Below are 14,393 nucleotides of genomic sequence, written 5' to 3'. Positions count from 1 at the left end.
GTGTTCAGGACGGGCAGTTCCTGGCGGATGGTGGCGGCGGTGGCGGGTGCGAGCAGGGAGTAGGCGTACAGCATGGCGGCGTCGTAGCCGAGGGGGGCGGTGCCGAAGCCCTCCCAGTCCAAGATGATGGGTCCTCGGTGATGTTGGCGAAGTGGAAGTCGCCGTGGGCCGTGGCCCAGCAGGTGATGCCCGGTGGGGGCCCCGGCGTGCTGGGGGAGGGCCCGTGCGATCCACTGCTGCCGCACGGCGACGCGGGTGGTGTGGGTGGCGGCGATTGTGTCGAGGTCGGACCGCAGGCGTGTCCACCATGCCGGGGCCAGGTTGCGTTCGGTGCGCAGGACGGGCTCGGGTGAACACGTCCCACTGGCGATGAACTCCGACAGCTCTGCGCGGAAGGCGAAGCCGTCGTGCTCCAGGTTGTGGAGGGCGTGCAGGGCGGGTTTGTGCACGGTGGGGAACGCGGCGGCGGCCTCTACGGTGCCGTCCCAGAGTTTTCCGTTCGCCTGATCGGCGGGGGCGGAGATGAGGCGCAGCCCGCAGGCTCCGTGGGCAGGGTGGCGGGCCTGCTGGCCGAGGGGGCGTCCCTGGTAGCCCCACTGGCGGGGGCCGGTGAACCTGATGCCGAGGGCGTGGGCGGCGGCCGACTGGGCGGTCAGGGTGCGCTGTTCGTCAGTCCGGGTGGTGGGGGGCGAGTATATGAGGGCCTTCCGCAGGGTCTCGGCGGGCAGGGGCGGTTCGTCGAGGGCGGTGCGAGCGGCGTCCCAGTGTGCCGGAGTCGAGGCCGACAGCAGCACTTTTGAGACGCCGGGCAGGACGCGACGGCCAGGAGGAAGGCTTGGGCGATGCTCAGCCGGGGGTGGAGCAGGTCCGCGAGCTCGGCGGTGGCCAGGTGCGGCAGCCCTCCGCCGTGAAGGGGCGCGGAAGCGTGTACGTCCCATCCCCGGGCGGTGGCGTCGGCGATGGGTCCGCGCCCGTTGTCGGGGTTGTGGAGCAAGAGGGTGTCGATGCGGTCCCGGCCGAGTTCGTGCCGGTTGCGTTCCATCTGCCACCGGACGTAGCGAGGATGCAGGCTGTGGTGTGTTCTGGGTGGCAGGATGCCAGCTGCCGAGACGGCTTTTCTGGTCTGCGGGGTGACGAATCCGACCTTCGCCGCGACCTGCAGGCGCGGGTGTCTCGGAGAGGACTGGGGCAAGGAGAAGTTGGGCGCGGCCGTGCGGTAGTTGGGCGCGGTGTCCAACCAGCTGGTGCCGGAGGCGGCGGCGTACCGGGCCGCGGCGGCCACGTCCCGAAGCCGGTACGTGCCGAGCGCCAGCGCGGCGGTCACCCGTGACCTGCCCGGACACAGACAATCTGACCGCCCACCAGCTCGCCTGCGACGCTGGCCGCATCGCTCACGGAGAGGCCGGCTCCCTCGCCAGATCGGCCAGAGTCCACCATCCGCCTTCGAGTTGACACTGCAGCAGCGGTGCGGCAGCCGGGTCGAAGTCGACCTCCTGCCCGGCTGCGGCGAAGCGGATCACCTGCGAGCCGTAGTCGGCGCGGCCCCGGTGAGCCGGGCCCGGCTCGCGCCTGGAGGACGGCTGGTCGCCCCGCTGCGCTGGCGTGGCCAGGGACGCAGCGTCGCCTTCACCTACACCGATGGCTGCCTGGTGTCCGATTCGCTCCACCTGTGTGGCTTCGTATACCTGGTCGTGACGGCGAGGGCGAACGCAGCGGCTCGATCACCGCCGATGAACTGGTCACGCTCCACCGGGAACGCGACCAGGCCGTGGACCCCGAATCGCTGCGCGGGGTGCTCGACCAGCCGCGTGTCACCGCGTGGTCGGGGACCACGATCGGCAGGAACGAGTCGTATGACGCGCTCTGGCTCCGCCTGACCGTGACCGACCCGCGCGTGTGCCGGATCAAGGTCCACGCCGACGTCCCACCCGAGGTGTGCGGTCCGGTGGCAGGGTGGTGGCGCCTGGCGCTGGTCGACGGCGACACGCTGGTCCACCTCACCGCCCGTCGGCTGGAATCCGGCGACGAGGTGCGATGGGAGTTGGGCGCGATCGGTCACGCCCGTCCGTCGACGAGCTGACCGACTACCTCTGTGACGAGATCCGATCCTGGGCGCCCGAGCGGAACCGGCACACGCCATCGCTCATCGTCTACCGGCCTGGGAGCCGGTTGTTGAGCTGGGCGGACACCTCGAGCTGACCGCGCTCACCGGATTCCATCGGCCCCGCCGAGTAGCCCAGTACGTCGAGCCAGTCCCGTGCCTTGGCGGCATCGCTCAATGTCGCGGGGAACAGGTTCAAGATCGCGTCGATTGCGGCCTTGTACTCAGCCGGCAACGCCACGGACGTATCGAACAGTTGTCGCTCGCCGGCGGCCAGGCGCCCGTTCACCTCGTCGAGGCGCCCGTCCGCCCCCATCGCCACTCCTCGCCGCACGAGTTCCGGGCGACTCGGCGCCGGCTCTTGCAACGACGCGCGCGCCCAGTGACGTTCCGACCATGTGCGCGGGTCCACCGAGGTGCGCTATCAGTTTCGCGACATCATCGGCCAGGTCGTTGATCGGCATGCGGAGAAAGTCGGAATCTGCCTGCCGAGGCATCGGGCTGATCCCGCGGGCATCGAAGGTCGCCACCCGGTCTCCGGAGCCGACCAGCGCCAGGACCTGGTGCAAGGTCCATACGTTGCCCTGTCGTTGCTTCGTTTCAGTCCAGGCCCAGTACGGCGTCGAGTCCGACCGTCACTCCGGTGAGATTTGGGACGGCGCGTAGCGCGGTGAGCACTCCGGGCATGAGGGACTCGCGTGTTACGGAGTCGTATCGCAGCCTCAGAATTTCGCCGTCCACGCCGAACAGCACCTCTTGCGATGACATGAACCCACGGACTCGGACCGAGTGTACGGAGACTCCCTCGATCCGCCCGCCGCGCACGCCATGTGGGTCGAGGTAGGTGGCATCGGGTGACGGGGCGCAACCCGCTTTGGCGCGAGCGCGACCGATCAGTTCGGCCGTGTGGAGCGCCGTTCCCGATGGCGCGTCCACCTTGCCAGGATGATGCATCTCGATGATCTCGACAGACTCGAAGAACGGGGCGGCCTTTGTGGCGAACTGGGTCATCAGCACCGCACCGACCGAGAAGTTCGGAACGACGAACACGTTGACGTCACCATGGTCGACCAGCGCGGCGCGGATCTGCTCCACAGCACGCTCGTCGAAGCCGGATGTCCCCACCACCACATGAAGCCCTTGCTTGATGCACCACTGGACTTGCTCGTGGGCAACGTCCGGTGGCGAGAACACGAGCACGACATCAGCGTTGTGGTCGACGATGTCTTGCACGTCGTCATCAACGTCGACCTCGGCAACCACGGTCAAGTCGGAGCTGGCCTCAATTGCGCGGACCGACGCCACGCCCATCCGCCCGCGGGCCCCCAACACAGCAACTCGAGTCATATGGTTAGCCTAACCTATGTTGACCGCCCGGCTCCAGTGCCTGAATCTCACGGACGGGATCTGCGAGCGGGGCGGATCTGGGTGCCGGAAGCTGCTTCAGCGGCGCGAGCGCTGTCAAGCCAACGGGCTGAGCGGGCGCACTGGTTGGCTGCGGATGTGAGCTCTGACATCGTCTGGTGGTCGGTTTCGGCACCACCGAACGGCCTCGCGCTGGGCCGGGTCAGCACCCCTTCCAGCAGCCCCGGGTAGGGCCCGGTTCCGCGGGGTTCGATCGCGGTGGTCGAAGGTGTCAGGTGCGGCGGCTGTGAGCGAGTCGGTAGGACTCGGTGCCGGTCTCACGGATGTTGCCGCCGAAATTCAAGCGGCGGCCGTCGGCGACACCGCGAACCTGCCCTCCCTGGACAGCTGGTTGGCCGCATCAACAGGCCGCCTCACCGCCCTGCGTGGATCGTGGCCACGGCGCGCAAGGCACTCAACGACGCGATGTACGGGGAGGCGCGGTTGATCACCTTCAACCCGGCCGTCGGGCTACCGCGCGCACGCTCCCTCGCCCGACTCGTCACCTCAGTGGCAGTGGTCCAGAACACACGAACATTCAATTTAGGTAAGGCTAAGCTACGTTGCTGCAGGCTGAGCGGCGGACCAAGGGCCGGCCGCGGCTCACTCGGATAGTGCCGCGGGCTTGGCCTGGCCATGGTCGATGCCGGCCGGTCGGGTCATCGGTGGCGATTCATCTGGGTTGACGAGGCAGCTTGGTTGCCGAAGGAATGTGGCTGTCGGTGGGGAGGCGGACATGCGCGATCCGGAGGTTGTTGTGGTGGGCGGAGGCAACGCCGGCTACTGCGCGGCTCACGCGGCGGCCGAGCGTGGGCGACGCGTAGTGCTGCTGGAGAAGGCGCCGCGGGCGCATGCCGGTGGGAACAGCTACTACACCCTGGGTTCGACCCGGATGGTGCACGACGGGCTCGGCGACCTGCTCGAGGTCCTCGAGCCTGATGAGCGTCACGCGCGTACTGAGGTCCCGCCGTACCCGGCGGCGGAGTTCCTGGCTGATCTGGAGCGGGTCACCGGAGGGCGGGGCGACAAGGAACTTGCCGAGGCTGTCGTCGAAGGCTCGCGTGACGCTGTCCGCTGGCTGCATGCATTGGGGCTGCGATTCCAGCTGATGTACGAGCGGCAAGCTCACGAGCGTCCCGACGGGACCTTCGTGTTCTGGGGTGGATCGCACGTGTGCAACGTCGACGGCGGGCCTGGGCTGATGTCGGCCCATGAGCGCGTCGCATCACGACTCGGAGTTGAGGTGCACTACGGCTGCTCGGTCACGGGGCTGATGACTGATGGTGGTTCGGTCGTCGGCGTTCGGATAGGCGATCAGGAGCTTCCGGCGGAGTCGGTGGTGATCGCCAGCGGCGGTTTCGAGGCGAATGCGCAATGGCGTCAGCGCTACCTGGGAGACGGCTGGCAGCACGCGAAGGTGCGTGGCACGCCGTACAACACCGGTGACCTGATCGGCGCGGCGCTGGAGATAGGTGCAGATCGTGGAGGCGACTGGTCGACGTGCCACAGTGTTCCGTGGGACGCGTCATTTCCCGAGAACGAGAGCAATCGTGCCTTGACGAACCGGCTCAGCCGGTACGGCTATCCGCTCGGGATCGTTGTCAATCGCCGGGGTCAACGGTTCTTCGACGAAGGCGCGGACTTTCGTAACTACACGTACGCGAAGTACGGCAAGGTGATCCTCGAACAGCCGGGTTCTGTAGCGTTTCAGGTATTCGATGCGAAGTCGCGCCCGATGTTGGCAGCGTACGAGTACGAGATGCCCGGGATCGTTCCGGTTGTCGCCAACAGCGTCGAAGAGCTTGCCGCGGCCATGGATGTCGATGTCGACGGATTCGTGCAGACGGTTCGGGAGTTCAACTCATCGATCGACACCAGCCGTCCGCTCGATCCGACGATCAAGGATGGCCGCAGCGCGGCGGTGGAGCCCGTCAAGAGCAATTGGGCATCGGCGGTCGAGGCGCCGCCGTACTACGCGTATCCGGTGACTTGTGGAATCAGTTTCACCTTCGGTGGCCTTCGCGGTGACGTTGATGGCCGGGTGCTTGATCGGTCGGGTGAGCCCATCCCCGGACTCTTCGCGTGCGGTGAAACGCTCGGCGGGCTCTTCAGCGCCAACTACCCGACAGGCGCTGGCCTGACCGCGGGAATGGTGATCGGGCGACGTGCCGGCTCGCTCGCCTGAGCCGCTGCCCAGGACAGGTGTCGCGGTGGCTTGCGGCGTACACCGGCCGAAGTTAGGTTTACCTAAGTTATTGGTGCTACGGTTGGCCTTCGATGAGGGATGGCCGTTCCTTGCGCCGTTCGTTCGCGACCTGTGGCAAAAGGGGCCATTGCCGGATGACGAAGGATGAGTTGGTCAAGGGCGGTGACCGTCGTCTCGGATCGGGAGATCGTGGCGACGGCGAGGTCGACATACTTGGTATCGGTTTCGGGCCGTCAAATCTGAGCCTGGCGATCGCGATTGAGGAACTCAATGATCGTCGTCGTGCGGGCCGGCGGCTGACGGCGAGGTTTGTCGATGTCCGGCGGCAATTCGGGTGGCATGACGGGATGTTGTTGCCGGGCGCGACCATGCAGATCAGTTTCCTGAAAGATCTGGTCTCGCTGCGGACCCCGACCAGTCCGTTCACGTTCCTGAACTATCTGCACGAGCAGGGGCGGGTGTCCGACTTCATCAATCTCAAGACGTTCTTCCCGACGAGACGTGAGTTCCACGGGTACCTGAGCTGGGCCGCGAGCCGGATCGACCTTCCGGTCTCCTACGGTACGAGGGCGACCTGTATCGACTGGAGTGGCGGGAGGTTCGAGGTCACGCTCGAGTCCGTGGTCGACGGCTCGGAGGTGACGAGGGTCGCGGCACGTCATGTGGTGATCGGCTCCGGTAGCCGGCCGGTGCTGCCGGAGGGGATCGTGCCGGGAGCCAGGGTGTTCCACAACCATCAGTTGCTGAACAGGCTCGCCGAGTTGCCCTCGCGGCCGCACGGCCGTTTCCTTGTCGTAGGGTCCGGGCAAAGTGCGGCGGAGGTCGCTGCGTACCTGCACGATTCGTATCCCGATGCCGAAGTACACGCGTCCTTCCGCCGGTACGGCTATACCCCGTCCGATGACACGCCCTACGCCAACCGCATCTTCGATCCGGAGGCGGTCGACGAGTTCTACACGGCACCGCCGGAGCTCAAGCAGCAACTGCTGGACTATCACTGGCAGACCAACTACTCCGCCGTCGATGCCGACCTCATCAAGGATCTCTACCAGCGTGAGTACGACGAAAGCACGCGTGGTGTGCGTCGGTTGATCGTGCACCGGGTCACCGGGATCGAGCGGCTGAGCGAGGGCTCCGACGGAGTCACAGTGACGATCCGTGACCTGGGAAACCGGGGCAGCACCACGCTCGAGGTCGACGCTGCCGTCTTCGCCACCGGGTTCCGTCCCGCGGACACCCGCAGCATGCTTGGGCCGAGCATTGACGGGTCGTCCTCGTTCGAGGGAGATCTCCCGATCGTCGAGCGTGACTACCGGCTGCGTCTGCGCGGCGTTCCCGAACGGATCTTCCTCAACGGCGGGGTCCTGCACAGTCACGGGTTGACCTCGTCCCTGCTGTCCAACGTCGCGATCCGCGCCGCCGACATTCTGCGTGCGATCACCGGCGAGCAGCCCGATCACCCCGCCACCCAGCAACGATTGCCCGCTGCGATCCGGACCGACCCCCGATAGGAACAACGAGGAGCAACACTCATGGCCCAAAACCCGTTCGACGACGACAACGGTTCCTTCTACGCGCTGATCAACCGCGAGGAGCAACACTCGTTGTGGCCGACGTTCAAGCCGGTGCCGGCCGGTTGGAGCATCGCGTACGGCGAACCCGGCGGCAGACCGCGCCAGGAAGTACTCGACTGGATCGACGAGCACTGGACCGACATCCGCCCGAAGTCGTTGCGCGATCACATTTCCCGGTACGAGACACACAACACCGACAAGGCCGCCGGCACCTCCGATGCCGCCCTTGCGTAGCAAGACCGCCCGAACATCATCGACCGATTCGCAGAACCCACCCCGCACAACTCATAGAGGAAGAGGAGCCGGACATGCTTCGCGAAGTCCTGGGCGGAAAAATCCACCGCGCCACCGTCACCCAGGCCGACTTGCACTACGTGGGTTCGCTGACACTCGATGAAGACCTCGCGCGGGCCGCGGGCCTGACCGAAGGTGAGAAAGTTCAAGTCGTCGACATCACCAACGGGGCCCGTCTCGAGACCTACATCATCATCGGGCCCGCTGGAAGTGGCGAAATCTGCATCAACGGGGCGGCGGCACATCTCGTCCACCCCGGCGACCTGGTGATCATCATGTCTTTCGTGCTGGCCGAGGAGTCCGAACTGGCCGGCTACCAGCCCAAGGTCGTACACGTCGACGCCAACAACCGCATCATCGCCTTGGGCAACGACCTCGCCGAGCCGGTCCCAGGGGCGGACGATCAGGTTTCTTCTCGCGTGAGGTGAGCCTTCGGCACCAAGCCGGTGATATCGCGAACGGGTGCTTGTGGGCGGCATGGTTCTCCACCGGCAACTGCAGTGGCCCACTGAAGTTGAGCCGGCCACCGGCACCCGACGCGACCAGTGTGGTTTCGCGGGCATGCCGCCGGTTCTGAAGGTCGATCTCTACGCCGCGATCCAGGAAGTCTTCTTCGAGGGCCGCCAACCCCAACATCGACCCCGCCGTCGTGCACTCACTGGCCAACCTTGAATGAGTGCAGAAGGGCCTGTCGCTGTCGACCGTGCTCCCGAAGTCGGCGGCGGGCCGCCGGTGTTCATAGCTGGCTTTTTAGGTAAGGGTTACCTAATATGATCCGAGGCTTGCGTCGATGGAGCGCGGTCTCATCAGCCCGGAAGAAGATCCGAAAGGCCCGCTCTCAGCATGCCGAAGACCTCACGCCGTCTCACGGTGCACCCCCTGACCCTGCGGGAGGTCGAAGTCGTGCGGGTGGTGGACCTGACGCCGGGGATGCGACGGATCACGCTGAGCGGCGAGCAGCTCCGCGAGTTCACCTCGGCGAACGGCTTCCCGCAGCCGGCCTTCGACTCCTCTGGATTCGATGACGACATCCGTCTGGTGTTCCGTCACCCCGGCCGTGCCAAGCCGGTGCTGCCGGTGCAGCAGGAGAAGGGTGTGGACCTGCCGAGGAACCCGCGGCCCCTGTCGAAGGTCTACACGGTGCGTCGCTGGGACCCCGAGACAGGCGAGCTGGACGTGGACTTCGTCAGGCACGGCGTCGGCGTGGGTACCACCTGGGCGTACCGCGCCCAGGTCGGTGACCGCGTCCACTTCTACGGCCCGAGCGCGTCTCGTGCACTCCCGCACGACACGGACTGGCTCCTTGTCTCCGGTGACGACACTGCGATACCCGCGATCGCCCGCCTGCTCGACGAACTACCTGACAACGCGCGGGCACAGGTGTTCGTCGAGGTCGCCGAGGATGCTCACCGGCTGGAACTGCGGGCGCTGCCGCACGTCGAGGTGACCTGGTTGGTACGCGACGGCGCTGAGGCGGGTACGACCAGCCTCCTGCGGGACGCGGTCGGGAACACCAACTGGTGGGAGGGCCGCCCGTTCGCCTGGATCGCCGGGGAGCACACGGCCGTACGGGATCTGCGCCGCCATCTGGTCGAGGACCGGGCCATGCCGAAGGAGGACATCGAGTTCACCGGATACTGGCGCCGCGGCGAGGTCGTCGTCCTGGGGACTGACGAGGCGATACCCGACCCCGAGAAGTCGATCACGCCCTTCGAGAGGCTCCATGAGCTGACCGAGCTGATCCGGCCGATCGCGATCCGCACCGCCGTCGAACTGGGCGTACCCGAGCTGATCTCACGCGGCGTCACCGGTGTCGCGGACCTGGCAGGCAGGACCGAAAGCGATGAGCGAGCGCTGGGCAAGCTGCTGCGCTACCTGCATGCTGTGGGCATCCTGACCGAGACCGAACCGGGCCACTACGGCCTGACGGCGGTGGGCGAGGTTCTGACCAACGACTTCATGGCCGACACCCTGCACCCTGCCGGGGTGGTGGGCCGGGAGATGCTCGGCGTCCATGGACTCACCGAGTCCATCCGCACCGGCCGTCCCTCCTACGCGTCTGTGACCGGGCAGACCTTCGCCGACGTGCGAGCCGAACAGGGCTACGAGGACCGCTACCTGGAACGCCTGGCGAAGTTCCAGTCCGCGCTGGCCGTGTCGATCGCCAAGTCCGAACTGCTCGCCGGGGTCCGGCATCTGGTGATCCACTCCGGCGGTGCGGGCGCCCAGGCGCGCGAGTTCGTCGCCGTCCACGAAGACCTGCGCGTGACGATCTGCGCGCTGCCCGCCCAGGCCGACTGGCTGTGCCGCGACCTGCCCGCCACCATCCCCGACGAGCAGCAGCGCGCGCGGGTCAGCGTGGTTGAGCAATCCGTCTTCGAGCCCGGCCCGGCCTCCGACGCCGTGTTCATCAGCCGCGCCCTCAAAGCCTTGCCCGACCCGGACGCCGCCCACGCACTGCGCCGAGCAGCCGAGAACCTACTCCCCGGCGGCCGCGTGCTGCTGATCGAGGAACTCTTCGACACCGGCGCCCTGGACGAGCACGACGGCGAAGCGGACCTGCTCGGCCTCACCGTGCACGGCTCCGGCCTGCGCACCGCGGCCGAACTCGACTCGGTGATCACTCGCGCCGGACTGGTCCGCACAACCACACACACCGTCGGATGGGGCACCACCGTCCACGAACTCGTACCCGCCGACACCCACTGACCTTCAGTGCCTAAATGAAGAAGAAAAGGAAGAGCGCAACCATGACCACGACACCCCTGAGACGGCGCGGCGCGGCCCTGACCGCCGCGATCCTGAGCGCCGCGCTCCTCCTCACGGCCTGCGGCGGCTCCGACGACAGTGGCGACAACGCCGGCAAGACTGACGCGACCCGCACCGTCAAGGCCGGCAACGGCGCCATCAAGGTCCCCGCCGCCCCGCAGCGGGTCGTCACGATCGGCAACACGGACCTGCCGTTCATCGACATGGGCGGCAAGCCGGTGGGCGTCACCGGGGTGGCCGAGTCCGAACTCAGCTTGTTGCCGAAGGGGCAGCGCGCAACGTTCGAGAAAGCCACGAACCTCGGTGAAGAGGTGGACCTCGAAAAGGTCGCCAGCCTCAAGCCGGACCTCATCCTGGTCCAGATTCCCGATGCCGAGTTCAAGAAGATCGAGAAGCAACTCGGGGCGATCGCCCCGACGGCCTTCTGGGGGCTCGACACCGAGTGGAAGGCACTCGCCGATGCGATCGCGGAGGCCGGCAATGTGAAGGACGCGCTCGGTCGGCAGAAGGCGGACTTCGAGGGACGCGTCGCCAAGATGAAGCAGACGTACGCGGACGTCATCAAGAACACCAAGTTCGTCAATCTCGACCGCTACGCGAGCTCCGATCCCGGGACGTTCGTCATCGGGGACATCGGGTGCGTCGAAATCGCCCAGGATGACGTCGGCCTGAACTTCCCCAAGGCGGCCGCCGGCTCCGACCCCTTGGCCTACACGAACTTGCCCTTCGAGAAGATCGCAGAGCTGTCCAAGTACGACGTGATCACCTACCCCGCCGACGACAAGGGGCAGCCGACAGAGGTCTTCGCGCCGGTGGTCCAGACCAACACCTGGAAGGCGCTGCCCAACGTGAAGTCCGGGAACGCGCTCGGCGTCTTCTGCCCCGGCAACAACTCCTACGGCGCCGTCCTGCGGTACTTGGAATCGCTCGACACCGCGCTGGCGACCCTCCCCGCCAAGAAGTGACGGATCTCGCGCTGCGACGACCTGCCGGTCCGGGCACCAGGACGGTGTCCGGACCGCGTCGTCGTCTGATCGGCCTGATCGTCGCGCTCGTGGTGCTCCTGGGGTTGGTGGTGGCGAGCATGATGATCGGTTCGACGGCCATCCCGCCCACCGTGGTGTGGGATGCCCTGTTCCACCCGTCGAAGGACATCGATCAGTTCGCGATCCGGGACTTCCGGCTGCCGCGCACCATCGTCGGACTGGTCGTGGGTACGGCGCTGGGGGTCGCCGGTGCGTTGATCCAGGCGCTGACCCGCAATCCGCTGGCCGATCCGGGCATCCTCGGAGTGAACGCGGGCGCCTCCTTCGCGGTGACGGTCGCCGTGGGGCTGTTCGGAGTCCGCGACATCCAGAGCTACATGTGGTTCGCCTTTGCCGGAGCGCTGATCGTCACACTCGTGGTGCTCGCCCTGGGGTCGACCCGACGCGGCCAATCGCCGGTGATGACGGTTCTTGCCGGGGTCTGCGTCGGCCTGGTGCTCACTGGTGCTGGTCAGGCACTCGAGCTGACCAACCCGGACGCCTTCGACGCGATGCGATCCTGGAACGCCGGTTCGATCGTGAGCCGCCCGCTCGACCTGCTGTGGCCGATCCTGCCGTTCTTCGCGATCGCGCTGCTCCTGGCCTTCGTGGTGTCAGGCCCGCTCAACGCCATGGCCCTCGGCGACGAACTGGCCGCCGCCCAAGGAGTCCGGCTGGTACGCACCCGGATCCTCGCGATCATCGCGCTGACCCTGCTCGCCGGCGGCGCCACCGCGATCGCCGGGCCGATCGGCTTCGTCGGACTGATGGTCCCGCACGTCGCGCGCTGGATCGTCGGCCCCGACCAGCGCTGGATCTTCGCCTACAGCGTGCTGCTGGCCCCGATCCTGCTACTGGCCTCCGACATTCTCGGACGGGTCGTGATGCGGCCCGGCGAGATCCCCGTGGGCATCGTCACCGCCTTCGTCGGCGCCCCCGTGCTCATCGCGTTGGTGCGGCAGAAGAAAGCGAGCGGGCTGTGAGCGCGCGCAGCGGATTCGATCCGCACGCTGGTTCCTCCCGGACGGCCTGGTCGCCGGGGACGCGCCGCGTGGACTTCGGGCGGCGGGTGCTGGTGCTGCGGCATCGGAGGGTCGCGGTGCGGTTCGAGCGGCGCTCGGTCGTCGTCTGCGCGGTCCTCGCGCTGGCGGTCGCCTGCATGGCTGTGCTCGCGCTGATGACCGGCTCGTACCAGCTCACTCCAGGCGAGGTGATCTCCGCGCTGACCGGTGGGACGACCGGGCTCGTCCACGACATCGTGGTCGAGTGGCGGCTGCCCCGCGTCGCCGCGGCGGTGGTGTTCGGCGCCGCGCTGGGGGTGAGCGGCGCGGTCTTCCAGTCGACGCTGCGCAATCCGCTCGCCGACCCCGGCATCATCGGGTTGGCCGACGGCTCCTACACGGGGGCGCTGATCGTGATCCTCCTCATCAACGGAACCTACTGGCAGTTGGTCGGCGGAGCCCTGATCGGCGGAATCGCGACGGCCCTCGCCGTGTACCTGCTCGCCTACCGGCGAGGCGTGCAGGGGTTCCGCCTGATCATCGTGGGCATCGGCATCTCGGCGATGCTCGGCTCGCTCAACGTCTGGCTGATCCTCAACGCCGAGTTGGACCGGGCGATGGCCGCCGCGGCATGGCGGGCCGGATCGCTCAACGGCGTCTCCTCGGTCCAGGTCGTCTTCGGCGGCACCTGCATCGCCGTACTCCTGCTGCTGGCGGCGATGTCGGGCCGGTCGATGCGGCAACTGGAGCTGGGTGACGATGCGGCCGCGGCCCAGGGAGTGCGGGTCTCGGCAGCTCGTCTCGGGCTGATCGTGCTGGGCGTGGCGTTGACGGCGACGGTCACGGCCGCGTCGGGCCCGATCGCGTTCATCTCGCTGGTCGCACCACAGATCGCACGCCGGTTGACCCGCAGCGCGGGGATCACCCTCGCTCCCGCCGCCCTGGTCGGCGCGCTGCTCTGTCTGACGGCGGACTACCTTGCCCAGCACGTCGCCCCAACCCCGTTGCCGGTCGGCATCATCACCGTCATGCTCGGCGGTGGGTACCTCGGCTGGCTGCTCATCACCGAGGCCAGGAGACACCTTTGAGCACCCACGCCAGCGCCGTCAACGGTCTTGCGGCAGCGGGAGACGCATCCGCGTCCACTCCGCACCCGAGCGGCTCACGACTCCACGTGGAGTCGGCGACGATCGGCTACGACAAACGCGTCATCTCCCGAGAGCTGTCGGTGGCGATCCCCGACCAGTCGTTCACCGTGATCGTGGGTCCGAACGCGTGCGGCAAGTCCACCCTGCTACGCGGCCTGTCCCGGCTGTTGAAACCGTCGGCCGGGCAGGTCGTTCTCGACGGCGCCGACATCAACTCCTTCAAGACCAAGGAGGTGGCGCGGCGGGTCGGACTGCTGCCGCAGACCTCCATAGCCCCCGACGGCATCACCGTGGCCGATCTGGTGGCCAGGGGCCGGTATCCGCATCAGGGGTTCACCCGGCAGTGGACCGAGGCCGACGAACAGGCCGTACTGCGGGCGATGGACCAAACCGCGGTCACCGACCTGTCCGGCCGCCTGGTGGACGAGTTGTCGGGTGGTCAGCGCCAGCGGGTGTGGGTGGCCATGGCGCTCACGCAGCACACGAGCATCATGCTGCTCGACGAGCCGACCACGTTCCTCGACATCACCCATCAGATCGAGCTGATGGAACTGTTCACCGACCTGCACCACGTCGGCCACACCCTGGTCGCCGTGCTGCACGACCTGAACCATGCCGCCCGCTATGCCACCCACCTGATCGCCATGAAAGACGGCCATGTCGTCGCCGAAGGCCCGCCGACTGAAATCGTGACCGCCGACCTCGTGCACGAGGTCTTCGGACTCCGCTGCCTCGTCGTCCCCGATCCGGTCGCCGGTACCCCGTCAGTCGTGCCCTTGGGCCGTGAACGCCCACCAGCGGCACCCACAACCGAAACGACATTGTAAGGTTAGCCTAACCTTCATTAGAGTTGCAGTGATCCCTTGCCTCG

At 67.2% G+C, this 14,393-nt stretch carries 14 protein-coding genes; 10 read left to right on the top strand and 4 right to left on the bottom strand.

Annotated features, from left to right (window positions below; all coding sequences use genetic code 11):
- Positions 1-652: 652 nt before the first annotated feature.
- The gene (locus ACIBEI_RS04920) at positions 653-1,282 is read right to left on the bottom strand and encodes a hypothetical protein (RefSeq protein WP_398886281.1); all 630 of its coding nucleotides are present in this window, start codon (positions 1,280-1,282) and stop codon (positions 653-655) included.
- Between the two features lie 109 nt (positions 1,283-1,391).
- Entirely contained in the window at positions 1,392-1,667 is a 276-nt protein-coding gene (locus ACIBEI_RS04915) for a hypothetical protein (RefSeq protein WP_398885185.1), read from the bottom strand.
- Between the two features lie 2 nt (positions 1,668-1,669).
- On the opposite strand from ACIBEI_RS04915, the gene ACIBEI_RS04910 reads away from it, so the two are divergent.
- Entirely contained in the window at positions 1,670-2,080 is a 411-nt protein-coding gene (locus tag ACIBEI_RS04910; RefSeq protein WP_398885183.1) for a hypothetical protein, read from the top strand.
- A 70-nt stretch (positions 2,081-2,150) separates the two neighbouring features.
- Here ACIBEI_RS04910 and ACIBEI_RS04905 read toward each other — a convergent pair whose 3' ends face one another.
- Together ACIBEI_RS04905 and dapB are read right to left on the bottom strand one after the other, a co-directional pair.
- Positions 2,151-2,417 (bottom strand): hypothetical protein, encoded by a 267-nt coding sequence (locus ACIBEI_RS04905; protein WP_398885181.1) that lies wholly within the window; start codon positions 2,415-2,417, stop codon positions 2,151-2,153.
- A gap of 284 nt (positions 2,418-2,701) precedes the next feature.
- On the bottom strand, positions 2,702-3,448 hold the full coding sequence (gene dapB, locus ACIBEI_RS04900; RefSeq protein ID WP_398885179.1) for a 4-hydroxy-tetrahydrodipicolinate reductase: 747 nt from the start codon (positions 3,446-3,448) through the stop codon (positions 2,702-2,704).
- 793 nt (positions 3,449-4,241) lie between these two features.
- On the opposite strand from dapB, the gene tcuA reads away from it, so the two are divergent.
- The 9 genes from tcuA to ACIBEI_RS04855 all read left to right on the top strand — a co-directional run bounded on the left by tcuA (position 4,242) and on the right by ACIBEI_RS04855 (position 14,349).
- Positions 4,242-5,690, top strand: coding sequence for an FAD-dependent tricarballylate dehydrogenase TcuA (tcuA, locus tag ACIBEI_RS04895; RefSeq protein ID WP_398885177.1), 1,449 nt, complete (start codon positions 4,242-4,244; stop codon positions 5,688-5,690).
- A gap of 155 nt (positions 5,691-5,845) precedes the next feature.
- A complete protein-coding gene (locus ACIBEI_RS04890; RefSeq protein WP_398885175.1) occupies positions 5,846-7,222 on the top strand; it encodes a lysine N(6)-hydroxylase/L-ornithine N(5)-oxygenase family protein in 1,377 nt (458 codons plus the stop codon).
- A 21-nt stretch (positions 7,223-7,243) separates the two neighbouring features.
- The gene (locus ACIBEI_RS04885) at positions 7,244-7,519 is read left to right on the top strand and encodes an MbtH family NRPS accessory protein (RefSeq protein WP_152173485.1); all 276 of its coding nucleotides are present in this window, start codon (positions 7,244-7,246) and stop codon (positions 7,517-7,519) included.
- Positions 7,520-7,593: 74 nt separating this feature from the next.
- Positions 7,594-8,007, top strand: a complete 414-nt coding sequence (panD, locus tag ACIBEI_RS04880) for an aspartate 1-decarboxylase (protein ID WP_398885172.1) — start codon at positions 7,594-7,596, stop codon at positions 8,005-8,007.
- Between the two features lie 415 nt (positions 8,008-8,422).
- Positions 8,423-10,288 carry an SIP domain-containing protein gene (locus ACIBEI_RS04875; RefSeq protein ID WP_398885170.1) on the top strand — a complete coding sequence of 622 codons (1,866 nt, stop codon included), beginning with the start codon at positions 8,423-8,425 and terminating at the stop codon, positions 10,286-10,288.
- Positions 10,289-10,329: 41 nt separating this feature from the next.
- Positions 10,330-11,313 carry an ABC transporter substrate-binding protein gene (locus tag ACIBEI_RS04870; RefSeq protein ID WP_398885168.1) on the top strand — a complete coding sequence of 328 codons (984 nt, stop codon included), beginning with the start codon at positions 10,330-10,332 and terminating at the stop codon, positions 11,311-11,313.
- A 44-nt stretch (positions 11,314-11,357) separates the two neighbouring features.
- Complete coding sequence (locus ACIBEI_RS04865; protein WP_398885165.1) at positions 11,358-12,356, top strand: FecCD family ABC transporter permease; 999 nt, start codon at positions 11,358-11,360, stop codon at positions 12,354-12,356.
- A 68-nt stretch (positions 12,357-12,424) separates the two neighbouring features.
- The gene (locus ACIBEI_RS04860; protein ID WP_398886279.1) at positions 12,425-13,462 is read left to right on the top strand and encodes a FecCD family ABC transporter permease; all 1,038 of its coding nucleotides are present in this window, start codon (positions 12,425-12,427) and stop codon (positions 13,460-13,462) included.
- Positions 13,459-14,349: an ABC transporter ATP-binding protein gene (locus tag ACIBEI_RS04855; protein WP_398885163.1), complete on the top strand. Its 891-nt coding sequence runs from the start codon at positions 13,459-13,461 to the stop codon at positions 14,347-14,349. The genes ACIBEI_RS04860 and ACIBEI_RS04855 overlap by 4 nt, the downstream gene beginning before the upstream one ends.
- Positions 14,350-14,393 lie beyond the last annotated feature (44 nt).

Source organism: Streptomyces sp. NPDC050988, from assembly GCF_044456225.1.
In the GTDB taxonomy this organism is placed as follows: domain Bacteria; phylum Actinomycetota; class Actinomycetes; order Streptomycetales; family Streptomycetaceae; genus Streptomyces.
Note: the sequence above shows the minus strand (reverse complement) of the source record. Positions and strands in the feature narration are given on the sequence as shown.